Source organism: Pseudoalteromonas nanhaiensis, assembly GCF_051235485.1.
In the GTDB taxonomy this organism is placed as follows: Bacteria; Pseudomonadota; Gammaproteobacteria; order Enterobacterales; family Alteromonadaceae; genus Pseudoalteromonas; species Pseudoalteromonas lipolytica_C.
Genome location: NZ_JBPNYQ010000014.1, coordinates 68,049 through 89,005, shown reverse-complemented (window position 1 = coordinate 89,005; position 20,957 = coordinate 68,049). Strand labels below are relative to the sequence as shown.

General features: G+C 40.5%; 19 protein-coding genes, 1 other RNA gene and 1 pseudogene. 7 read left to right on the top strand and 14 right to left on the bottom strand.

From position 1 onward, the window contains the following. Nucleotides 1-22: 22 nt before the first annotated feature. From ACSFVZ_RS13205 to fabB, 3 genes are all read right to left on the bottom strand, one after another. Nucleotides 23-1,039: an aspartate-semialdehyde dehydrogenase gene (locus ACSFVZ_RS13205; RefSeq protein WP_135924112.1), complete on the bottom strand. Its 1,017-nt coding sequence runs from the start codon at nucleotides 1,037-1,039 to the stop codon at nucleotides 23-25. Between the two features lie 32 nt (nucleotides 1,040-1,071). Then, nucleotides 1,072-2,193: a 4-phosphoerythronate dehydrogenase gene (locus ACSFVZ_RS13200; protein WP_435559038.1), complete on the bottom strand. Its 1,122-nt coding sequence runs from the start codon at nucleotides 2,191-2,193 to the stop codon at nucleotides 1,072-1,074. Nucleotides 2,194-2,381: 188 nt separating this feature from the next. Then, complete coding sequence (fabB, locus tag ACSFVZ_RS13195; RefSeq protein WP_135924110.1) at nucleotides 2,382-3,596, bottom strand: beta-ketoacyl-ACP synthase I; 1,215 nt, start codon at nucleotides 3,594-3,596, stop codon at nucleotides 2,382-2,384. A gap of 180 nt (nucleotides 3,597-3,776) precedes the next feature. Between fabB and mnmC the strand changes: the two genes are divergently transcribed. The 4 genes from mnmC (at nucleotide 3,777) to ACSFVZ_RS13175 (ending at nucleotide 9,155) form a co-directional block, all read left to right on the top strand. Then, on the top strand, nucleotides 3,777-5,825 hold the full coding sequence (gene mnmC, locus ACSFVZ_RS13190; protein ID WP_435559037.1) for a bifunctional tRNA (5-methylaminomethyl-2-thiouridine)(34)-methyltransferase MnmC2/FAD-dependent 5-carboxymethylaminomethyl-2-thiouridine(34) oxidoreductase MnmC1: 2,049 nt from the start codon (nucleotides 3,777-3,779) through the stop codon (nucleotides 5,823-5,825). 126 nt (nucleotides 5,826-5,951) lie between these two features. Then, on the top strand, nucleotides 5,952-6,587 hold the full coding sequence (locus ACSFVZ_RS13185; protein ID WP_435559036.1) for an SDR family oxidoreductase: 636 nt from the start codon (nucleotides 5,952-5,954) through the stop codon (nucleotides 6,585-6,587). Between the two features lie 245 nt (nucleotides 6,588-6,832). Continuing rightward, a complete protein-coding gene (locus ACSFVZ_RS13180; protein ID WP_435559035.1) occupies nucleotides 6,833-7,669 on the top strand; it encodes a substrate-binding periplasmic protein in 837 nt (278 codons plus the stop codon). Nucleotides 7,670-7,676: 7 nt separating this feature from the next. Continuing rightward, on the top strand, nucleotides 7,677-9,155 hold the full coding sequence (locus ACSFVZ_RS13175) for a methyl-accepting chemotaxis protein (RefSeq protein ID WP_435559034.1): 1,479 nt from the start codon (nucleotides 7,677-7,679) through the stop codon (nucleotides 9,153-9,155). Here the strand turns inward: ACSFVZ_RS13175 and ACSFVZ_RS13170 are convergent. Then, entirely contained in the window at nucleotides 9,145-9,918 is a 774-nt protein-coding gene (locus tag ACSFVZ_RS13170) for a sulfite exporter TauE/SafE family protein (RefSeq protein WP_435559033.1), read from the bottom strand. The two genes, ACSFVZ_RS13175 and ACSFVZ_RS13170, sit on opposite strands and share 11 nt — an antisense overlap. A 205-nt stretch (nucleotides 9,919-10,123) precedes the next feature. On the opposite strand from ACSFVZ_RS13170, the gene ACSFVZ_RS13165 reads away from it, so the two are divergent. After that, on the top strand, nucleotides 10,124-10,840 hold the full coding sequence (locus tag ACSFVZ_RS13165) for an enoyl-CoA hydratase/isomerase family protein (protein WP_435559032.1): 717 nt from the start codon (nucleotides 10,124-10,126) through the stop codon (nucleotides 10,838-10,840). An 85-nt stretch (nucleotides 10,841-10,925) separates the two neighbouring features. On the opposite strand, the gene ACSFVZ_RS13160 is transcribed toward ACSFVZ_RS13165, so the two are convergent. The 3 genes and pseudogenes from ACSFVZ_RS13160 to ACSFVZ_RS13150 all read right to left on the bottom strand — a co-directional run bounded on the left by ACSFVZ_RS13160 (nucleotide 10,926) and on the right by ACSFVZ_RS13150 (nucleotide 12,881). Continuing rightward, nucleotides 10,926-11,333: a hypothetical protein gene (locus tag ACSFVZ_RS13160; protein ID WP_435559031.1), complete on the bottom strand. Its 408-nt coding sequence runs from the start codon at nucleotides 11,331-11,333 to the stop codon at nucleotides 10,926-10,928. Nucleotides 11,334-11,343: 10 nt separating this feature from the next. Next, nucleotides 11,344-12,705: pseudogene (locus tag ACSFVZ_RS13155) on the bottom strand (T6SS phospholipase effector Tle1-like catalytic domain-containing protein); the annotation flags it as partial. Further along, on the bottom strand, nucleotides 12,702-12,881 hold the full coding sequence (locus ACSFVZ_RS13150; protein ID WP_435559030.1) for a phospholipase effector Tle1 domain-containing protein: 180 nt from the start codon (nucleotides 12,879-12,881) through the stop codon (nucleotides 12,702-12,704). The pseudogene ACSFVZ_RS13155 and the gene ACSFVZ_RS13150, both read right to left, overlap by 4 nt. A 566-nt stretch (nucleotides 12,882-13,447) precedes the next feature. Between ACSFVZ_RS13150 and ACSFVZ_RS13145 the strand changes: the two genes are divergently transcribed. After that, a complete protein-coding gene (locus tag ACSFVZ_RS13145) occupies nucleotides 13,448-13,660 on the top strand; it encodes a hypothetical protein (protein ID WP_435559029.1) in 213 nt (70 codons plus the stop codon). Nucleotides 13,661-13,975: 315 nt separating this feature from the next. Here ACSFVZ_RS13145 and ACSFVZ_RS13140 read toward each other — a convergent pair whose 3' ends face one another. The 6 genes from ACSFVZ_RS13140 to ssrA all read right to left on the bottom strand — a co-directional run bounded on the left by ACSFVZ_RS13140 (nucleotide 13,976) and on the right by ssrA (nucleotide 18,304). Beyond that, on the bottom strand, nucleotides 13,976-14,497 hold the full coding sequence (locus ACSFVZ_RS13140) for a YagK/YfjJ domain-containing protein (RefSeq protein WP_435559028.1): 522 nt from the start codon (nucleotides 14,495-14,497) through the stop codon (nucleotides 13,976-13,978). Nucleotides 14,498-14,882: 385 nt separating this feature from the next. After that, nucleotides 14,883-15,383 (bottom strand): hypothetical protein, encoded by a 501-nt coding sequence (locus ACSFVZ_RS13135; RefSeq protein ID WP_435559027.1) that lies wholly within the window; start codon nucleotides 15,381-15,383, stop codon nucleotides 14,883-14,885. Beyond that, nucleotides 15,376-15,657, bottom strand: coding sequence for a helix-turn-helix transcriptional regulator (locus ACSFVZ_RS13130; protein WP_435559026.1), 282 nt, complete (start codon nucleotides 15,655-15,657; stop codon nucleotides 15,376-15,378). The genes ACSFVZ_RS13135 and ACSFVZ_RS13130 overlap by 8 nt, the downstream gene beginning before the upstream one ends. A gap of 96 nt (nucleotides 15,658-15,753) precedes the next feature. Next, the gene (locus tag ACSFVZ_RS13125; protein ID WP_435559025.1) at nucleotides 15,754-16,527 is read right to left on the bottom strand and encodes a hypothetical protein; all 774 of its coding nucleotides are present in this window, start codon (nucleotides 16,525-16,527) and stop codon (nucleotides 15,754-15,756) included. Nucleotide 16,528: 1 nt separating this feature from the next. Then, nucleotides 16,529-17,761 (bottom strand): integrase domain-containing protein, encoded by a 1,233-nt coding sequence (locus tag ACSFVZ_RS13120; protein WP_435559024.1) that lies wholly within the window; start codon nucleotides 17,759-17,761, stop codon nucleotides 16,529-16,531. Between the two features lie 185 nt (nucleotides 17,762-17,946). Then, nucleotides 17,947-18,304, bottom strand: a transfer-messenger RNA (tmRNA) gene (gene ssrA / locus ACSFVZ_RS13115). 277 nt (nucleotides 18,305-18,581) lie between these two features. Here ssrA and ACSFVZ_RS13110 point away from each other — a divergent pair. Further along, nucleotides 18,582-20,207, top strand: coding sequence for a flagellar assembly protein A (locus tag ACSFVZ_RS13110; protein ID WP_435559023.1), 1,626 nt, complete (start codon nucleotides 18,582-18,584; stop codon nucleotides 20,205-20,207). On the opposite strand, the gene rnt is transcribed toward ACSFVZ_RS13110, so the two are convergent. After that, complete coding sequence (gene rnt, locus ACSFVZ_RS13105; RefSeq protein ID WP_135924092.1) at nucleotides 20,191-20,871, bottom strand: ribonuclease T; 681 nt, start codon at nucleotides 20,869-20,871, stop codon at nucleotides 20,191-20,193. The two genes, ACSFVZ_RS13110 and rnt, sit on opposite strands and share 17 nt — an antisense overlap. Nucleotides 20,872-20,957: the final 86 nt, after the last annotated feature.

Below are 20,957 nucleotides of genomic sequence, written 5' to 3'. Positions count from 1 at the left end.
AGCTCAGCCAAAATCATCAGATTTACAAATAATTTGCGATTAGCTCTTCAGCAATCTGCACACTATTTGTAGCCGCACCTTTACGTGTGTTATCACTAACAACCCACATATTTAAACCATGTGGATGCGAAATATCGGCACGTAAACGCCCTACATACACAGTATCGTTGCCGCTAGCGTCAGACACTGCTGTTGGGTAATCCGCTAAGTCTTCAATAAACTCAACACCTGGTGCATCGTTTAATAGCTGCTTCACATGTTCGATATCTACCGGCATACGCGTTTCAATATTAATCGCTTCACTGTGACCAAAGAACACAGGTACGCGAACACAGGTAGGGTTAACCACTACGCTGTTATCACCTAGGATTTTTTGTGTTTCGTTCACCATTTTCATTTCTTCACGTGTATAACCGTTATCTTCAAAGCTGTCGATTTGCGGGATCACGTTAAAAGCGATTTGTTTAGGGAAAACAGCATTATCCATCGGGCGCGCATTCATTAAGTTTGCTGTTTGCTTAGCAAGTTCATCAACCGCTTCTTTGCCTGCACCTGATACTGCTTGATAAGTTGAAACATTAATGCGGTCAATACCATAAGCATCATAAATTGGCTTTAACGCCACCAGCATTTGAATAGTTGAGCAGTTAGGGTTTGCAATAATATTGCGGTTTCTGAAATCAGCTAAACTCGATGCATTCACTTCAGGAATGATTAATGGCACATCGAAGTCATTACGAAAGTGTGAGGTATTATCAATTACCACACAGCCAGCATCTGCCGCAATCGGTGCGTATTTTTCAGAGACACTACCGCCTGCTGAAAATAAACCAATGTGAGCTTGGCTAAAATCAAATTCTTCAACATCGATTACTTCAATGCTTTCACCGCGAAATTGAATTTCTTCACCAGCACTGCGGCTGCTTGCGAGTAAAAATAATTGGTCAACTGGAAACTTACGATCTTCTAGGGTTTCGATAATTTGACGACCCACTAAACCAGTGGCACCTAATACGGCTACATTAAATTTTTGCGACATGTGTTTTCCTCTGTTGAATAAAGCAAATGGCTTTATTCGTTAATTCTAAATCCCAGTGCAGCTAATGCGCCTTCACATGCACTGTTGGCAGCCACCGATAAAGTACTAAACTCTCGTCGTGGCGGGTAATTCTTGCGTAAACTATCAAAGCCTTCGCTTGCTAATTTACTTCGTAAAATGCCATCGTCACGACGCACATCATAAATTAGATGCACTAAGCGACCTATATCGTCTAGGTTAAAGGTTTCACCTAGTGTGACACAGTGGCTGATTGGCTCCGGCAAAAAATCGTCCAGAGACTTAAGCGCTGCGATACCTTCAAGCTCACACACTTGCTGATACAGCATTTGTGTGCCGCGAGCTTTGCCTTCGAGTGTATGCCCTGCAATATGCACACTGGCATAACGCACATAATCAAGCAAAGGAGTCAGTATATTGGGTTCATTTTCCCAAACATCAAGCACGCAATCTAATTGGGCACCTTGTTCAAACAATGCTAGTAATGCTTGGTTATCAATTACATCACCACGACTTGCGTTGATAATTGTCATTCCAGGCTTAAGTGCCTTTAAGCGTGTTTCATTAAGCATGTGCAAGGTTTTATGTGGCCCCTGCTTAACTAATGGCACGTGAAAAGTCACAATATCAGCTTGAGCTAGTAATGTGTCTAACTCAATGTGTTCTGCAAGTTCACCAGCTTCATGCTTTGGTGGGTCACATAGCAACACATTCATACCGAGCAGGCTTAACTTATCACGTAAGCAGCTTCCTATACTGCCAACACCAACTATCCCAATGGTTTTACCTTGTAATGAGCTGGCATTTTCTTGGCTCAAGGCATATAAGCTACTAATAACATATTCAGCTACCGCCACGGCATTACAACCAGGGGCGCTGCTAAATGCGATATTTCGCTCATCAAGTAATTCGGTATCAATGTGATCAACACCTATGGTTGCTGTGCCCACAAATTTTAATTTATCTGCTTGAGTTATTAGGGCTTTATCTACATTGGTCACCGAGCGGGTTAACAAAATGTCGACTCCAACTAGCTGCTCTGGTTGTAGATTACGGCCATCAAATCGCTCAACATCACCAAAATCGGCAAAGTACTGCTCAACCAATGGCATATTTTGATCTGCAAGAATTTTCATTTGTGTGTCCGAGAGGCAGAAAGTGGCGCTATTGTAGCGAATTTATCGGTATTCGGATAGGTAACAACTAAGACGATTTTGGGGTTATTTATACCCAAACTACCTCAAGGTGCGAGTTTCAGTTGGAATTAAATGCGATAATGAAAAAGCCGAGCTATTGCTCGGCTTTAAGCAAATACTGGAGAGGTTTAACCTTTATATTTGCTCATTACGAGAGTGGCGTTCGTGCCACCAAAACCAAAGCTGTTAGACATAACTGTATTTAGTTCAACGTCTTTACGCTCAGTTACGATATTTAGACCTTGTGCTTGCTCATCCAGTTCATCTATGTTGATTGATGGAGCAACAAAGTTATGCTCAAGCATTAATAGCGAGAAAATTGCTTCGTGTACGCCTGCTGCACCTAGAGCATGACCTGTCATCGCCTTAGTTGCACTGATCATTGGAGAGTTACCACCAAATACTTCTTGGATAGCGCCAAGCTCTTTAACATCGCCAACTGGTGTTGAAGTACCGTGAGTATTTAAGTAATCAATACCACCTTCAAGGCCTTGCATTGCTTGCTTCATACAACGTACAGCGCCCTCACCTGATGGAGCTACCATGTCGTAACCGTCAGAAGTTGCACCGTAGCCTGTGATTTCTGCATAGATGTGCGCACCACGAGCAAGTGCATGCTCTAATTCTTCAACAACAACGATACCGCCACCGCCAGAGATAACAAAACCGTCACGGTTTGCATCGTATGTACGTGATGCTTTCTCTGGTGTTTCATTGTACTTAGTAGACAATGCACCCATTGCATCGAATTCCATTGCAAGTGTCCAGTGAAGCTCTTCACCACCACCTGCAAAAATAACGTCTTGCTTACCTAGCTGAATTTGCTCAACCGCATGACCAATACAGTGTGCCGATGTCGCACACGCAGAACTGATTGAGTAGTTAACACCTTTAATTTTGAAAGGTGTTGCAAGACACGCAGAAGTCGTGCTCGCCATAGTACGTGGTACCATGTAAGGACCAACACGTTTTACGCCTTTTTCACGTAAAATGTCAGCTGCCTCAACTTGCCACTTAGATGAACCACCACCTGAACCCACTAATAAACCAGTGCGCTCGTTTGAAACTTGCTCTTCACTAAGGCCTGCATCTTCAATTGCTTGTGCCATTGAGATATAAGCGTATGCAGCTGCATCGCCCATAAAACGCATTGCTTTACGATCAACAAACTCTTTAACATCAATATCGATTTTGCCCGAAACGTTACTACGTAGGTTGTAGTCGGCAAACTCTTGGTTGAATGCAATACCACTGCGGCCTTGTTTTAATGATTCTAATACTTCTTCTTTGTTGTTACCGATGCTTGAAACAACACCGATGCCCGTAATAACGGCTCTTCTCATGGGTAATTACCTTAGCTCTATACTAAATTGTGTTCTATTTTACGCTGAAATTACTTTCGAAGTGGTCAGCTTTCTAGCGTACACTTGTACTCTGAATGTCTAGCTTATAAATAACGCCAGACTATTTCAAAGAAAACACGTAAAATAATTAAAAAAAGTTTGTAGTTAATTAGTTAAACCATGATCAAAAACGCACATATTCATTTTAATCACCTTGGTACCCCTGTCGCCGATCAGTTTGACGATGTTTATTTCTCTAACGACGATGGCTTAGCCGAATCACATTATGTTTTTTACCAACAAAACAATATCCCGCAACGATTACAAAATCATGACCGTAACCACTTTGCCATTGCTGAAACAGGCTTTGGTACTGGGCTTAACTTTTTAAATACCTGGCAACATTTTGCTGCTCACCTTGATAGGCAGCATGCAGAGCTAGAAGTTCAAAATCAACACGACCTTAGTGGCAATAAATGCGTAAATAGACTGCACTTTATCTCATTCGAGAAATACCCTATTAAGCGTGATGACCTCGCACAAGCACTTAAAGCCTGGCCTAATTTAAGCGATTATAGTGAGCAACTGATTGCTCAATACCCTATTAATTTGGCCGGTTGTCATCGTCTTGAATTTGCTGGCGGCAAGCTAATACTCGACCTTTATTTTGGTGACGTACAAGACAGCATCGATACCATGAGCTACCCAGGTGAAGGGGTTATCGATGCCTGGTATTTAGATGGTTTTGCTCCAAGCAAAAATCCTGATATGTGGCAGCAAAGTTTGTTTAACAAAATGCGAACTATTTCAAGAGCAAACGCCACACTCGCCACTTTCACTGCAGCAGGCTTTGTAAGAAGAGGGCTAATCGAAGCAGGCTTTAGCATTAGTAAAGCAAAAGGCTACGGTAAAAAGCGCGAAATGCTGATTGGTAAGCTAACCGAGCCTAATCAGCAACAATCAGGACCTGCGTATTTTGCTCACCAACAAAGTGAACTGAGTAATGTAGCTGTTATCGGCGGCGGTATTGCCAGTAGCTGCGTACTGTATTCACTGGCTAAAAGAGGCCTGAATGCCACACTTTTTTGCCAAGATAAAGCCCTTGCCATGGGCGCTTCACACAATGTACAAGGGGCTGTTTATCCGCATTTACAAGCGAAGAATTCACCGCACAGTGAAATGTTTGCCCATAGTTTTTTATATGCGATGCGTCTTTATCAGCAATTGCTTGATGATGGTTTTGACTACCCTCACCAGTGGTGTGGTGTATTGCAACATGCGGTTAAACAAGGCCTAGCAGATAAACATCAAAACCTTGCCGATAAAGAACTTTGGCCAACTGAGTTAATGCGCAATGTAAGTGCCGAAGAAGGTGATAAAATTGCCGGTGTAGATACTGGTTACTCAGGTGTGTTCTTTGCAAAAGGCGGTTGGGTAAATCCACCAGCACTTGTTACAGCATTATTTAAAGCAGCAGACTCCTTAAGTGCGTGTAACAATAGTAAAATAGATAGCCACTTTAATTGCCATATTGAAAAACTCGAAAAAACCGCTGACGGCTGGCTGTTACATAGCAAAGAGCAAACATTTGGGCCTTTTAGCGATGTAATTAACTGTGCTGGTGAACACAGTGATCAGTTTAGCCAAACTCACACACTCCCCGTTGTCGGTGTGCGCGGCCAAGTCTCTCATGTACAAGCAAGCGAGCAGTCAAAACGCCTGAAAACCGTGCTTTGCCATAAAGGCTATTTTACTCCTGAATATCAGGGTCATCATTGTATGGGCGCGACCTTTGAAAAAAACTCAAAAAGCCGTGAAGTTAAAGAGCAAGACAACCACACTAATCGCGAGCAATTACTAAACTTTTACCCCAACTGCGAGTTTGCCAATAGCTTAGGTGAAATAACGGCAGCGAAAGCAGCGGTTAGATGTACCTTCATCGACCACCTTCCTATGGCTGGTGAGTGGGCTGAACAAAGTGATTATGTAAACGCGTTTGCCAATCTACGCTTGGGTAAGCGTTATCAATACCAAGCTTTAACGAAACCTCAGCAAGGATTACATGTGCTTACTGGCTTTGGCGCAAGAGGCCTGTGTAGCGCCCCTTTATGTGCTGAGCATTTAATTGCTTGTTTAAACAATGAACCAAGACCATTTAGTGAACGTGTGAGCCAAGCCATTCACCCCGCCCGCTTTATTGTACGCGATTTAATTCGCAATAAAATTTAGCGGCTGGATGGGGCTTTAATTAGCCCCATTATTGTTCTTGATTACAATTTCGTTTTTAGTTTCCCCTTTAAAAATAATTCCTCACCCCAAGGTCTTTACTTACACAGTAATTAGAAGGAGTTTGATATGAAGACCTTAATCATTGGCGCAACAGGTCAAATAGGTAAAATGACCACCGAAAAAATGCTGGCAAGCGGTCATGATGTAGTGGCTTTAGTTCGAGACAAAAGCAAACTGAGTACGCTTGAAAATAATAATTTAATGATTGTTGAGCAAGACCTCGAAAACGATTTTAGTCGCGCATTCGAGGGCGTTGAACAAGTAATTTTTAGTGCTGGTTCTGGTGGTTCAACAGGTGCAGATAAAACCTTACTGATAGATTTATGGGCCGCTGTTAAAGCAATTAATTATGCGGCAGATGCCAAGGTTAAGCACTTTATTATGGTCAGCTCTATTGGTGCTGATGCCCCAGACAACATTGAAAGCAGTATAAAACCGTATTTAGTTGCTAAGCACATGGCTGACCAACATTTAATCAATAGCGAATTAAATTACAGCATAGTCAGACCTGGCACTCTGTTAAATGATGCAGCAACGGGATTATTAACCACCACACGCCCTGCAACCCGCCAAGATGCGGTGATCAACCGTGAAGATGTGGCCGATACCCTGCTATACCTTGCTGAACATACACCGAAAAAGCCAAGAGTGTTTGAATTGTTTAATGGTGATAAGTCAATCGACAGCCTTCTGAACGATTGATACCAATTTGCTTAATTAAGTGATCTATTTTGAGGCAAGAAAACCTTGTTGATAGCAAGGCAAAAATTTCGTTATTTAGTTGTTTAAATCAGAAATTTTTAACGTAGATAGCGACAGGTTTAATCCCTCAAAATGACAAAGTATTATTGCTGATTGGTATGAATACGTATGCATAAGAAATAAGATTGAGAAAGCGCGTAAAGCACTTTAGTTTATTGTTTACATAATAATAACAAAGGTGCTTTATGCGTCATTTTGCTTTTCTTTTTTGCTTTGCTTTTACGTCGGCTTGTTTTGCCGCACCGGTAAAAGTACAAAGCTACAGTGGCGATACCTCCCTTCCCCACAAATTACTGATCAGCGCCATTGAACGTGCTGGCTTAGAGTATGTTCATCCTTACGAAACCAATAAAGATATCTCTAATGCACGTATCTTAAACGATGTAAAAAACAACCAACTGGATGTGATGTGGAGCATGACATCTACTCAGTTAGAGCAAGATTATCAAGCTGTTTATATTCCCTTGTTTCGTGGCTTACTTGGCATGCGAGTCTCGATTGTGAAAGCACAAAATCGCGAGCTGTTTAGCTCGGTAACTAGTTTACAAGATTTAAAACGCTTCACCGCTGGGCAAGGTAAAACTTGGCCAGACACGAAAATATTAAAAGCGAATCAACTGCCCGTTGTTACCACATTAAAATACCCTAACTTATTTCCAATGCTTGAAGGCGAGCGCTTTGACTACTTCCCACGTGGGGTGAATGAACCTTGGGATGAAATTGCCAATCACTCAGAGCTTAACCTCACTGTTGAGCCATACTTAGTTATTAAGTACACCGCACCACTTTACTTTTTCGTCAACAAAAACAATCACACACTACATAAACAGCTAAATGATGCCCTAAACGAGATGATTGCCGATGGCACATTTAACGCCATGTTTTTGGCAGACAGCCAAGTACAAACGGTTTTATCAAAAGCCAATTTAAGCTCGCGTCGCGTTATTGAGCTAGATAACCCAACGTTATCGTCGAACACACCTAATAAAAATAGCCCTTTGTGGTTTAACCCATTTCAATGAGCGCACAATGAAATCATTAAAATACAAAATGACTTTGGCACTGTCTTTGTGCCTTTTACTAAGCGTGATCTTCGTGATCAGCGCAAACTACCTGCTGGCAAAGTCGAATCAGACACAGCAATGGCAAGATGACATCACTGCCCTTAATGAGCAAATGCAGGTTATTTTAGCTGAGCCGGTATTCTCTTATGATGAGCCGTTAATCAATCAGATTATTAAAGCTTTTTCGCAAAACAAACATGTACATAGTATTTCAGTGACAGATCATCGCAATAAGCCACTTGCCGCTATCGCTAAACAAAGCAATAGTGCATCGGTTAGCAAAACTATTGATTTACACTATTTAGATAATTTAATAGGTCATATAAAAATTGGTTACTCACAACAAGCACTGCATAGCACTATTTCTGAATCAACACGTACCATGTTTATTACTTTACTTGTCTCTTTTATCGCCTTGGGTGCGGTGATTATTTATATCGTGCGGCTTTTAGTGATAAAACCAATCGATAGCGTAAATAGCCTTGTTGATGAAATTGTCAAAGGTGAAGGCGACCTTACAAAACGCATTAGCTACCAATCGAATGATGAAATTGGCTATTTAGTTGATGGTTTCAATCGCTTTATAGCGCAAGTACAAGAAATAATTACAGAGTTAGGCAGTACAGCCAGCGAGCTTGAAATGATTGCCAGCACTGTAAACGAAGCCTCAGTGCGCTCTAAAAACGAAGCGGAGCTTGAATACAACCGCACTGATTCAGCAACCAATGCGCTTAGTCAGTTAAGTGAAGCAACCAAAGAGATTGCCCAAGGAGCTAATCAAACCGCGCAGCAAACCACCGACGTTCATCGCTTATGCCAACAAGGCGAACAAAATATGAATGCCAATGGCAACATGGTAGATGAGTTAGCTGCACAACTTGACCATACATCAAACGTAGTTAAACAACTAAACGCCAGCAGTAATGAAATTAGCCAAGTGCTCGATGTTATAAAAAGTATCGCCGAGCAAACCAATTTACTGGCTCTAAATGCTGCTATTGAAGCGGCTCGTGCTGGTGAATCAGGCCGTGGCTTTGCTGTGGTTGCCGATGAAGTAAGAGCGCTTGCTAGTAAAACCTATGATTCAACGTCTGAGATTGAGTCGATTATTGTATCGCTACACAATAATACCTCTGATTGCGTAACCGCTACGGAGCAAAGCAAGTCACTGAGCGATAAAGTAAGCCAAGCAAATCAAAAAAGCCAAGCAGTGTTTAAAGATATTGCTAAACAAATCAATACCATTAATCAAATGAACGAGAGCGTTGCAGCAAGTTCTGAAGAGCAAACCAGTGTGACCGCTGATATCTTAAATACCATGCAACTCATTAACCAAGGCGCTAAGAGCCTATCGCAAGAAGCTCAACACCTTGATAACACCATAGGCCAGCTCAACGAATTAGAGCGCGGCATCGTTGCTAAACTAGGTTTATTTAAATATTAAAAGCCATGATCCCCTGCCACGCAAGTTGCAGGGAAAGCACCGTTAACACTAAACGAAAAATCTTTTTAAATTTATCTGACGAAATGCGGTGCAATAACTTAAGGCCAAGCCAAGTGCCTAAAGCACCGCTCACTATCATGAGCATAACCAGCGGCAACCACTGCCAAAATGCAAACCCGACAGCCCCATATAAAATCGCTTTTAAGGTATGTTGCACTGTCATGCAGCTTGAGAATGTGGCGGTAAATTTAAGCTTATTATAATTATTTACATATAAGCAGCTGCCAACCAAAGGCCCACTTGCCCCCACAAACATCGAGATAAACGTGGTCCAAAGCCCAGCGAGAACACGCCATAACTTTGAGGTTTCTCTAAGCTTTGGCGTAACTCCCCACAGTAAATAAAGCACAAATGCAGCGACCACTATTTTCATTAATTCAAGCGGAATTGATGTGACAATCGTTGAAGCAACCAATGCTCCGATGACTCCCCCTAAAGAGAAGTACACAAACATAGCACCATCAATATGTTTAAACGTGAACATAAAGCGGTTTGCATTAGAGCCTAACTGCACTAAGCCATGAACAGGAATAACCACACTCATAGGAAGTATAGATGCCATGATCACCAGCAGCATTAATCCGCCACCCGCACCAAAAGCTGCTGAAATCATTGAAGTAAAGCCCGCAACCACAATGAGCATTATTGTGCTGATCGGACTTAATAAATCTCCACCCAAAAACTGCCAACTGATCAAATCCATTGTTATGCTTTAAATAGTGTGTTTGATCTAACGCTACCATGACTCACCACTATTAGCGACAATTCGAAAAAACCTTTCGACTAAAAGACCATATCAACCAAAAGAGAAGTGCCCCTAAATTCACAACTGGTCAGACTTGTGGTTTATTTTGTTAAACCTATGGGTTATAACTATGCCCACAACACAATAAAATTAAAGGCACAGCATGACACTGATGAATGTAAGTACACAAGGATCTGTTGCTATCTTAACTATGACAACAGCTGAAAATCGCCATAACCCTGCTTTTGCAGAGGCTTTTTTAAATTGCCTTGACGAAATCGAACGTAACCCTGAACACAAAGCTCTAGTGATCACTTCAAGCAGCGAAAAATCATGGAGTTTAGGCATAGACACCGATTGGCTTATGCCCGCATTAAAAACACAGAAATTTGCAGAAGTAAGTGGCTTTATGCACTCAATGGACGCGGTATTTAAACGCCTATTACTGTTCCCAATGCCAGTAATCGCAGCGATAAACGGCCATGCATTTGGTAATGGCGCAATTTTATCGTGCGCTTGCGATTTTAGGTTTATGCAAAGCGATCGTGGTTTCTTCTGCTTCCCCGAAGTGGACTTATCAATTCCGTTTTTACCGGGCATGCTCGCCTTCATTAAAAAAGCCATTCCAGACTATCGTTTTAACGAGATGATGCTAACGGGCCGCCGTGTTACTGCAGACGAACTTGCCGCTGATCATGTTATCGAACAAGCCTGCCCAAACAGTGATGCCTTGTTAAATACCGCCCTCGAATTTGCCAGCCAGTTCGATAAAAAACGCGCTATTTTCGCCGAGCACAAAAAGCGCCTACACAAACACATCATCGACACCATAGATATCGAAAACAAACCGATTATTGATGCCGTTCAGTTGGTTGTTTGATAAATAAAAAACCCTTAAGTTACAACTTAAGGGTTCTTATCTTAATCTTTTACATTAAATTACTCTTATAAGGCCTAATTGATATTTAGCCTTCACCATGTTGCTTAAGTTTGAGCCTCGAATACGAGACTACTAAAATAGTCAAAGTAAATGTAATTACAACTAAAATATAAAACACAGAAACACGCTCAACGGTAATTACTTTTAAATGGTTCAGCGCATTAGAGCATGCCTTTTCATTATATCTATTGGCTAAAACAACTAGGAATTTGTGACTATAAATCAATGCTGTATAGTTACCCACACAAAAAGCTAAATAACCAATAACAATGGCTATAGGCTCTTTGATTGTTCGAGTCGCTTTCTCATTACCTATGGTAAACCCTGCAACAGCTAGGCTGACGACCCCGAAGTAGTTCCATAACTTATCAACTTGTGAGTATTGAGCCTGAAACATTTGGAAAATTTCTACCATATTAACTGAATTATCCATTTATAGCCCCCTAAGCAACACGCGTTACTTTAAGTTGAATACTTCCTTGGTTATTACGGTACAGAGACCAAACATCATTTGGAAAAGCATAAAAATACCCTGAAGATTCAACTTTTAAAGCGTTAGGTTTATTTTGATGCCTAGGAAGCGCAACATACTGATGCGGATGAGGACTACCATCATTTGGTACTGCTTTTTCTTGGTTTGAGTCATTAGCAATGCAACCCACGGCGATAAACCAAGGCATATGCTCTACACGCTTGGTTCCCCAAAAATCTGTAGATCTATTTTCTGTTGCTTGCTTAAATTTGCGCTCTGTCATCCCCCAAATAGACGATGCAAATCTAATAATATCGCCAGCTGTTAACTTACCATCTTCTGTCCCTAACCAGTCGCACACATCTTTGCTATCTTGCCAACATCCTTCAGATTCAAAAATATATCTCTCCCCTTTTTCCATATAAATATAGGTAGGAGTCCAATGCTGCTTTGCAAAGATATTTACTTGTGAAGATTCATTTTTTGCTAATTTTATTGTTGGCCAATATTCAGGATGCTCTATAGGCGAGACTGCTTGTCGTTGAAACACACTTTCATGGAAGTGCGCTTGGTTTTCAGCAACAACACAGTCTATATTTCGAGGTCGTGATCTAAACTTAGCAAAAATGCCTTTATAAGAGTTGTGTAACACACCTGCGGGATTTGGCTTCAATTGCTCAAATATTCCGTCTCTAAAAACTAATCCAGCTTCGGCTGCTTCTTTTAACATCCATTCAAGTGTTATATCTGATAAGTCAGTATCGCTGTATCCACCGCCCACATCAGAATGCACGCCCGGAAACCATTTTTCTTTAACGTCACGATCACTTGCATACTCAGTCCAGCGAGTTACACAAAAGCTACTCCTTTTTTCATCCATAGCCATTGCATGCCTAGCAATATTTATATGTTTGCCAAGCGTGGTATCGTGGAAACGCCATGAGGCAGGGTTATCTAATAAGTTAAAAAGCTCCATATCATTAGGAATACCTAGCGCCCCTACGGTATCCCATACACCAATAAAATGAATCGGTAGAGCAGCTTTCTGATTTAAAAACTGGCTGGGTTTGATGGTTTTAACACCTGATTTATAGTTATCAAAATGCTTATGAACATGCTCCCATTGTTCCTCACTTTTATCTATTTTGCTAAAATCAAGCAAGCCTAGATTAAGTAGCCCGCCTAAACTTCTTGCTGTAAATGCGCCGCGACTAAAACCAAATATATAAACCTTATCACCATCGCAATAGTTATTTGCCAACCAGTAATAGGCACTACAAATATGACGCTTAATGCTTTTTCCTAAAGCTCCATCAACAATCGAATCTTTTAAACCTGTTTCTTCACCACCAAGCCCTGGGTGGTAATATGCTTTTTGTAACTCCCCATACCATCCTTTTTTGCTAGAGCATGGTAAAGCTTTACAACATTTGTGGGCGCGGGTATGCCGTTATCTTCTTGACTTGGGTTATTCCAGGTTCCGTCACAACAAATAATTAAATTAGCCATAAGTACATCCTTGTGTGTTCATTTGTCTAACTTATCTAGGCAACGGCTTCTATAAAGTCAAAATTTAACCACTTCAATAATGTAATTTAGGAATTTTCTGAGAAGGTACTTTTAAGAAGAAACAGTTTAATATTTTTTGATAAACTTTTGTAACCGTTTGGTTTTTTTGAAATAAAAAAGGCCGCTCTGAGAGCAGCCTTTTTCATATTTGGTGGAGCTGGGGGAGTCTTAACCCAACCATTAACCCATTGAAAAACAATACAATCCACCACATTCTCAGTGTGAGTTGTTACGATTGTTGTTACTTTTTATTTTTGCGTAGGTTCAACTTCCTGTTTTGCCTCTGAACCAATATCACAAGTTAATCATTAACGTAGTTATGATTTTACCCCATTAGTCACTTAATATCTTACGCTTAATAAATACCAACTATTTACATTGCTAAAAAATTAAACATTTGTCATTCTAATACAAGCATTAGTGATACTATTAAAACCCTTGCTTTACTCTTACAACTATGAACTTTTTAATCACTATATGGCACTTACTAACTTAAAGGAACTAATATGCCAGTAATCATTGAAGAAAAATTAATGAAATGTAGTAGATGTAGAAAAACGACAAAACATCATCGTAACAGCTCTAAATCAAGTGGTTTTATGCTGCTCATTCACCTTATTTTAACTATTGCCACTGCTGGGATATGGCTTCTCCTTGTAATAGTTTGGAAAATAATAAATAAACCCATTGGTGGCTGGAAATGTTCAATCTGCGAGTAATTCATTCATGCAATTGAAAAAAATATCAGGTTCGTAAGCTAGGAAAATTTAGGATTAAGGGGCGCAAGTGATGCATCAAAAGCCTAGTAACAATGTTGCAAAGGTACATTCACTAATGCGTATTAGTCGCAAAACTGTCTTAATCTTAACAGAACTTAACACAAAGCTAAGTTTTGCTAAGTCTATATTAAATAATAAAGGTGTTTATAAATTAAGTTTTGATTACTTTTTAAGAGTCAGAAAACTCTTTTCAATGTTAGGTTTTGATAGGTTCTTTTATAGACGGGAAGTACAATTTTAGAGCTTTTTATAAGCCTAGGCGCTAACTTTGTTCTTTATTCGACTGCTACCATGATTTTTAGTTTGTAATGGCTTGTAGCCTTTCCCACGCGCTTTTGCTAAGTAGGACAAACGATATATAGCACCTTGCTTTTTGTCATGCTCAATTCGTTTAAATCTATAAAAGCAGTTTTTGGGTATCCATGGGCGAACGTTTAAAATGTTGCCCAGCTCTAAAATAAAATTATTTAACTTCTTAGGGTGACGGATTTTATTTGCATCTAGCATTAAAGCCGCATGATAATGTTGTTTCTTTGATTTCTCCTGCTCTCTTGTCCAGTGATAGCCGAAAACTGGCATCTGATAGTTCTTTTTTATGTATTTATTCAACCGTTCAAATACTAATAAGATAAATTGATTGTCATTTGTTTGATAAGGAACGCCAATATCAAATCGTATAATTAAGACTTGGGTATAGTGTGTTAAAACAGCTTCAAGTTGATTTAAAATGCTTTTCATTTGGTTGGTGTATATGCCGCTTGGCTCTGCATTAACCATCCACATATTTCCATTATGATTGATTACTGGTGAATAGCTCTTGTATTGGTAGCTTGTCAAAAGATAGACCTTAGATAATATAAATAACCGATACTAAAAAGGCATTAGCGAACAATTAGATCTCAGTGCTGTTATGGTAAGTAAGGTTTGCAATGACTAACATACTGACTTTCTAAACCTATTTTTCAATGCCGTTAGCGACCGCAAGTTATTCAGCAACCAAAAGAGCCTTTGTAGAGCAATCAAACCAGCGATAGTGCATACTTACATAACTTAAAAAATGCTCATTAGCAATTCAGTATCGTTTAATGTATTGTGTAAATGCTGGTGCATATTTAGCCATGCACCAGCCTAGTTGATATAACAAAAATTTTAAGCCGTCTAACTAGTCCTTAGTCGGCTTTTCTATATCAAATATTGAATCATTAGCCGCACCAGTAATCTTTAAATGCTCGGTCACAATAATGGTTTGCACTTGTTCAATGCCTAGTTGCTCAAGGATTTTGATTAGGCTCTTCTTTGCCCTTTGCTCTCTCTCCCTTTTCACTTTACGCTTCACCTTTTCGCGCTGCTCTTCACGATTGTTAAAAAACTCATATCGTTGTAACTCAGTCATAGAGTGTGACACTTTGCGCCCTACTTCACGCTTACTTTTATAGTCAATAAAGCATTTCATTTTAAGGTGGCTATGTTTTGCATCTTCTTTATCAATTTCAACATCTGCATAGCCTCTACCAACTGGACTTGTTGAAAGCCCATTAAGCCAAGAAAGCACAATAGAACGGTGAATAATGTTCATTCTAACTAACTCCTCAAAAGCCGCTGGCGCTAATTTTTCTAAATCATCTAATGTAATTGGTGTTGGTAGCTCGTTTAAATTAATCATTAGCTGCCTCCAAGTGAGTGTATTGTTTAAGTAGGTCTTTGCGCTTGGCTACTAGGTCACGAACAAACTGTTTAATTTGCTCATCGGTGTAGCCGGCGATTGTGACAGCGAGTGTTGCGTTTATTTCACTTTCGTAAAACGCTACACCACGACTACCTAGTTTTAGAGGTGGTGGGATTAAACCCTCATTGATTTTATTCTGGCAAAGGGTTTTGCCACATGAATAGCGTTCTTGAACTTGTGATTTACGGATTAATCTAAGTGAGTTTTTCATATAACCTCGTTTGTTGCGGTTCGTTAAAGTTCGAGGTCAATTTTCAAGGTGTTTGGTTTTATTTTGGAGGAATAAAAAAAAAAAAAAATTCCTACATCAGTAATCATCACCGACCAAGTCTTCATGAAGGCTATTTATATCAACGTTCTCTCTTAAACTATCCAACTCATAAAGCCACCCTTTTTTATATTCTGGCTCACTATCAATTAATGCTTTCATGTAATCTGTTCTACTTTTGCCCTCAATGATCATAACTTTAGCTGTCTTACTATAATTTCTCTTTATCACAGCTGCTTTGTAAGGTATTTGTTTTAGACCACATTTACCACCCCAAATCTTACTGACTAAATACGCACTAAAAATAGAAGCATCTTTTTTAGTTGCGCCAACAGCAAGAAACCCATCCATAAATTTAAAAGCTAAACTCTCAGCTTGTTTCTTATAAATTTTAATACTATTAAATTGTAATCCCTTTAATCTCAACTGGTTTGCTTGGTTACTGAACCTACTAAAAGCCCTTGGAGGCGGAAAGTATTTTGAATCAAACACTTCTCTAGCCAAATCAATGTTAATAGGATTTTTACTAGCACTTTTAGCGTTAACCCAAACCCTGACATTAGCGAGAACATAGTTAAACTCTTTAAATGTTATAGTTCCATCAGAAACATACTCACTCAACTCCATGAGTAACAAACCGAGCATTTCATGATCAGTTATTTCTTTGTAGCTAGCTTTACCATGCATAGTGCAATATATATCTAAATCAAATAGTTTCTTTCTAAAGTCTTTTTCAGATAAAGCCTTATTTCTAGATGCCTTAATGGTATTAATCAAAGAGTTTGCTTCTATTAGTAGCTTATCCTCATACATATCAAACCACCTTTAATCCCTTAATTCCTGCCAGAGAGCTACTGCCCTGCGCTGCACTTTCAATGTGTTCAGACCACCAACACATCATTTTTTTTCTACGCTCAAAGTAGTCTGTACGGTTGTATGCGCGTCTAACTTCGTTTGTATCAACATGCGCCAGTGCTGACTCGATTACATCAGGATCAAAGCCTTGTTCGTTCAAGGTTGTACTAGCAAGTGAGCGTAAACCATGCGCCACCAGCTCACCTTTAAAGCCCATGCGCTTAATTGCTGCGTTTGCGGTTTGCACATTTACATGGCTGCGGGGGTTTCTATCAGCGGGAAATACATATTCGCGATGTTGGCTAATAGGTTTCATTACATCGAGTAAGGCGAGTACCTGCGGGGTCAGCGGTATACGTTGTTCAATGCCCTTTTTCATTTGCTCGGCGGGGATAACCCAAACGCCTGTATTAAAGTCTATATCTTGCCATTTAGCCGTTGCAGCCTCATTTGGGCGCGTCATGGTGTGTAACTGCCATTCTATTAAACAACGTGTTGGTAGCTTGATGCTAGCGCGGTTTAACGCACTCATTAGCTCGGGTAGCCTATCAGGGTTAATAGACGGCATAGCTGTTTTTTTCGGTGCTTGAAATGCTTGTCGAATGTTTGTAAGTGGATTAGCCTCAATAAGCCCACAGTTCACCGCATATACCATTACTTCGTTGATACGTTGGCATAAGCGCTTAACCGTTTCTAAGCTGCCCTTAGCCTCTATGGGGCGCACTAGCTCTATTACTTGAAACGCTTTTAATTGGCTTATTGGCTCATTACCAAATGCAGGAAAAGCATGATTAGTTAATAAATTTAAAGCCGCTTGTGCTGTTTGTGGTTTTATTTCTGTTTTCTTTTTTTCGTACCACATTAAAGCAACCGCTTTAAATGTTTGCAAGTGAGCTTCTTTTTCTTGCTTTTCTTCTAGCCGGCGCTGGTGGATAGGATCGATATTATCAAGCACTAAGGCTTTATATTTTTTATGACTTTCGCGAGCTTTAGCAAGACTAACATCTGGATATGAGCCAAGCCCCATATTGCTACGCTTTTTTATCACGGGTACGGTGTAGTTATATATCCAAAATTTACCACCGCTGGGTTTTATCCGTAACCTTAAGCCACCACCATCAGAAAGGTGGTATTCCTCGGCTCTTGCTTTAGCTGCTTCAACTTGTTTTGCATTGAGTTTGTGAATAGCCATTTGTAACAACGATCCCTACGTTATTTTTCAGTTGTTACGTTTAGTGTTACAACAAATCGCGGTTGTTACAAGTTTTAAACGGTCATTAATGGTTATACGATGGGCATAAAAAAACCCGCAAGGCTTGAATTAACTAGCTCTGCGGGTCTTTAATGGTTTTTAGCAACGTATCTAAAAACCTGTATTGGTGGAGCTGGGGGGATTTGAACCCCCGTCCGAAAAGCCTCGACCTTTGGTACTACATGCTTAGTATCGTCTTTTAGTTAACCTTTACAGCTCGGACGAACACGATCTGCAAAGGCGAGGCCGCTTAGTTTTAGCCCTTCAACCCCGGCCAGGGTTTCCGCAGCGAGTCTGTGTAGGGTGACACTTCAGAACCGGGTCCACAGACATACACCGGAGAAGTGCTAGCGGGCTATTATGCCGCTAGAGCGTAGTTATCGTCGTTTGCGATTACTTTAAATTGCGGCTTTTTTACGAGGCCAACCGCACCTCGACATGCACCTCGGGCGTCTTGAATTCCGTCGAATCCTAATCAGCCCCTGAATTTGGTATCTCATTCAGAGTGTGCAAGCAGTATAACTGAGTAAGTCGTTTTTACTCAAGGCATTAATGAGGTTATTTTTGCTAAGTCCCTTTGAGTGCTGAAATTTCAAACAGGAAATATCAGTTTTTATACATATTTTTACATTTAATGCATACATTATCTTAACATAGTACAAAAGTTGTGCTGAAATGGGCGTTGTTGTTACTTCTACTATAAAAATCCTGTAGCAACACATAACTATAATAACAAGCCGTATTTTACAGGACTTACTAAATGTCGATGTTTACCTTCGATAAGCAAAGTGGTGATGTCTCTTTGCAAAAACACCCACGAGATGCGGGTTTTCCTATCAATAGTGCACAATTGATAGAAGCGATTGAACAATCGCCTTATGCTAATTTTGAGTTAGTAGATGCCAATATCGGCAAGCTATTCACGCCAAGTAGCCATTACCAAACTCAGTCTTTGATTGTTGCTAAAGCTGTAGATGCACAGTTAAAAATTAGCATTGATGAAAAAAACATGGTGGTTGAAGCAAGTATAACAACTGCCCGCGGTGGAAAAATTATCAGCATGGATTGTGCTAAAGCAATGCTGGCTGAAGCCGGTGTTGTAAAAGGTGTTAGTATCCGTGCGCTTGATACATTTTTAGGGCAACAATTTAAACAGCCTCCCGGCGCCCATTACTCCGCTATTATTGCACATGGCAGAATGCCCAAAGAAGGCACTGATGCTAAATTCGTGCGTTTATGCTCAACAGCACAAGACCGTGTATTAAGCCCACAAGAAACCACTGGCGGTAAAGTGGATATGCGCAACTTAGGTGCCATTATCACAGTTAAGCCTGGGACGCCGTTAATGCAACGAGTTCCTGCAACCGGTGGAGAAGATGGCTTTACTGTATTTGGTGATGTTTTACCCGCTAAACCCGGAAAAGATCTCCCTCTTGAACCATTCGAAGGCACACGAATTGACCCAGCTAATAGCAATATGCTGATCGCGGATGCTAAAGGGGTGCCTGTTGCCCTACCCCGTGGTATGCGTGTTGATGATGTATTGTGTTTTCATCATGTTGATGTAAGTACAGGTCATGTTGAGTTTGATGGCAGTGTTATTATCAGTGGTGATGTTAAAGATGGTATGTTCGTTAAAGCAACGGGCGATATTACAGTCTTAGGTTTTGTCGAATCAGCGACTATTGAAAGCAAGAGCGAAGTGACAATTATGCTAGGTGCGATTGGTCGTAAACGTGATAATGCAGATTCCTTTACTTGCAATATTACTGCCGAGCGCACTATTTCTGTTGGTTATGCACAATATTGCCACATTAAAACACAGCAAGATCTGTTTATAGAGCGCCAAGCATTGCACTGTGATTTAAGTGCTAGACGACTTATTCGTGTGGGCAAAGCGAACAATCCTCGCGGCAAAATTATTGGTGGCAATATTTTAGATGCTATGCGAATTGAAACAGGCGAGCTTGGTGCGCCATCAGGCACCAAAACTCGTGTTTTTATAGCGCAGTACTGGCATGATTTACGCCAAAAGCAGCAACAAATTAATGACTTTGAAAAGTTATTAGCAACAAAAGCCGCTGCCCTTCAGCAAGCACGCAAAAAAGCCAACAAGATCCCAGATGCAACACAACGGGCTCATTACATTAATAAGATTACTGCAAGTGAGCAGCAAATTAAGTTAAAAACGGCCAGTACGAAAAAGAAAAAGCATTTGGTCAAACTAAAAATTTCACGATTACTAGCAACAAGCAGGCTTAAAGTAAATGAGTTGATGCACCCAGGGGTGGAGCTTAAGATTGCGCAAGAGAGTAAACAGTTTTCACGTATCTACCCTCCTAATATGCTGCGCTATGTTGAAGGAAAAATTACTCAGTCGTTTTAGCGGCTGAGTCTTGTTCTTCTTCAGTTACTTCGGTTTCTGGTAGTGGCCAACCACCAAGTTGCTGCCAGCGATTAACGATCAAACAAAATAGCTCGGCGGTGCGTTCGGTATCATAAAGCGCTGAGTGAGCTTGTTTGTTATCAAACTCAATGCCAGCAGCTCTACATGCTTTGGCTAAAACGGTTTGCCCTAACGCAAGCCCTGCAAGTGAAGTGGTATCAAAGCTAACAAATGGATGAAATGGTGTACGCTTAATTTTACAACGCTCAATCGCTGCATTTAGAAAGCCGTGATCAAACGCTGCGTTATGTGCTACAACCACTGAACGCTGACAACCTGCTGCTTTTTGTGCCTTGCGCACAACTTTACAGATCTCTTTAATCGCTTCTTCTTCTGGTACAGCACCACGTAAAGCTGAAAACGGATCAATACCATTAAACTCAATAGCCGCTTGCTCGATATTCGCGCCTTCAAATGGCTCAACATGAAAATGAACTGTGTGATCAATACTTAACACACCGTGTTCATCCATTTTTAATACAGATGCGGCAATTTCTAATAGCGCATCGGTGTCTTTATTAAAGCCTGCAGTTTCAACATCAATCACAACAGGAAAAAAGCCACGAAAGCGTTTTGCGAAAAGAGTTTGTTCAGTATTTTCCATAGTCTTCTTGGTTTGCCAGTGTAAGCTGGCTATTATGTCAAAAACCACGGCTGCTCTGCTAGGGGTAATACACTGAAATCGTATAT

What these genes read in the sequence shown, in the direction of transcription:
- ACSFVZ_RS13200 (WP_435559038.1), bottom strand. Translation starts at nt 2,193, where the DNA reads ATGAAAATTCTTGCAGATCAAAATATGCCATTGGTTGAGCAGTACTTT.
- ACSFVZ_RS13160 (WP_435559031.1), bottom strand. Translation starts at nt 11,333, where the DNA reads ATGGATAATTCAGTTAATATGGTAGAAATTTTCCAAATGTTTCAGGCT.
- ACSFVZ_RS13135 (WP_435559027.1), bottom strand. Translation starts at nt 15,383, where the DNA reads ATGATTAATTTAAACGAGCTACCAACACCAATTACATTAGATGATTTA.
- ACSFVZ_RS13125 (WP_435559025.1), bottom strand. Translation starts at nt 16,527, where the DNA reads ATGTATGAGGATAAGCTACTAATAGAAGCAAACTCTTTGATTAATACC.
- ACSFVZ_RS13130 (WP_435559026.1), bottom strand. Translation starts at nt 15,657, where the DNA reads ATGAAAAACTCACTTAGATTAATCCGTAAATCACAAGTTCAAGAACGC.
- ACSFVZ_RS13170 (WP_435559033.1), bottom strand. Translation starts at nt 9,918, where the DNA reads ATGGATTTGATCAGTTGGCAGTTTTTGGGTGGAGATTTATTAAGTCCG.
- ACSFVZ_RS13175 (WP_435559034.1), top strand. Translation starts at nt 7,677, where the DNA reads ATGAAATCATTAAAATACAAAATGACTTTGGCACTGTCTTTGTGCCTT.
- ACSFVZ_RS13140 (WP_435559028.1), bottom strand. Translation starts at nt 14,497, where the DNA reads ATGGTTAATGCAGAGCCAAGCGGCATATACACCAACCAAATGAAAAGC.
- ACSFVZ_RS13110 (WP_435559023.1), top strand. Translation starts at nt 18,582, where the DNA reads ATGTCGATGTTTACCTTCGATAAGCAAAGTGGTGATGTCTCTTTGCAA.
- ACSFVZ_RS13120 (WP_435559024.1), bottom strand. Translation starts at nt 17,761, where the DNA reads ATGGCTATTCACAAACTCAATGCAAAACAAGTTGAAGCAGCTAAAGCA.
- ACSFVZ_RS13205 (WP_135924112.1), bottom strand. Translation starts at nt 1,039, where the DNA reads ATGTCGCAAAAATTTAATGTAGCCGTATTAGGTGCCACTGGTTTAGTG.
- ACSFVZ_RS13145 (WP_435559029.1), top strand. Translation starts at nt 13,448, where the DNA reads ATGCCAGTAATCATTGAAGAAAAATTAATGAAATGTAGTAGATGTAGA.
- ACSFVZ_RS13185 (WP_435559036.1), top strand. Translation starts at nt 5,952, where the DNA reads ATGAAGACCTTAATCATTGGCGCAACAGGTCAAATAGGTAAAATGACC.
- ACSFVZ_RS13150 (WP_435559030.1), bottom strand. Translation starts at nt 12,881, where the DNA reads ATGGCTAATTTAATTATTTGTTGTGACGGAACCTGGAATAACCCAAGT.
- rnt (WP_135924092.1), bottom strand. Translation starts at nt 20,871, where the DNA reads ATGGAAAATACTGAACAAACTCTTTTCGCAAAACGCTTTCGTGGCTTT.
- ACSFVZ_RS13165 (WP_435559032.1), top strand. Translation starts at nt 10,124, where the DNA reads ATGACACTGATGAATGTAAGTACACAAGGATCTGTTGCTATCTTAACT.
- fabB (WP_135924110.1), bottom strand. Translation starts at nt 3,596, where the DNA reads ATGAGAAGAGCCGTTATTACGGGCATCGGTGTTGTTTCAAGCATCGGT.
- mnmC (WP_435559037.1), top strand. Translation starts at nt 3,777, where the DNA reads ATGATCAAAAACGCACATATTCATTTTAATCACCTTGGTACCCCTGTC.
- ACSFVZ_RS13180 (WP_435559035.1), top strand. Translation starts at nt 6,833, where the DNA reads ATGCGTCATTTTGCTTTTCTTTTTTGCTTTGCTTTTACGTCGGCTTGT.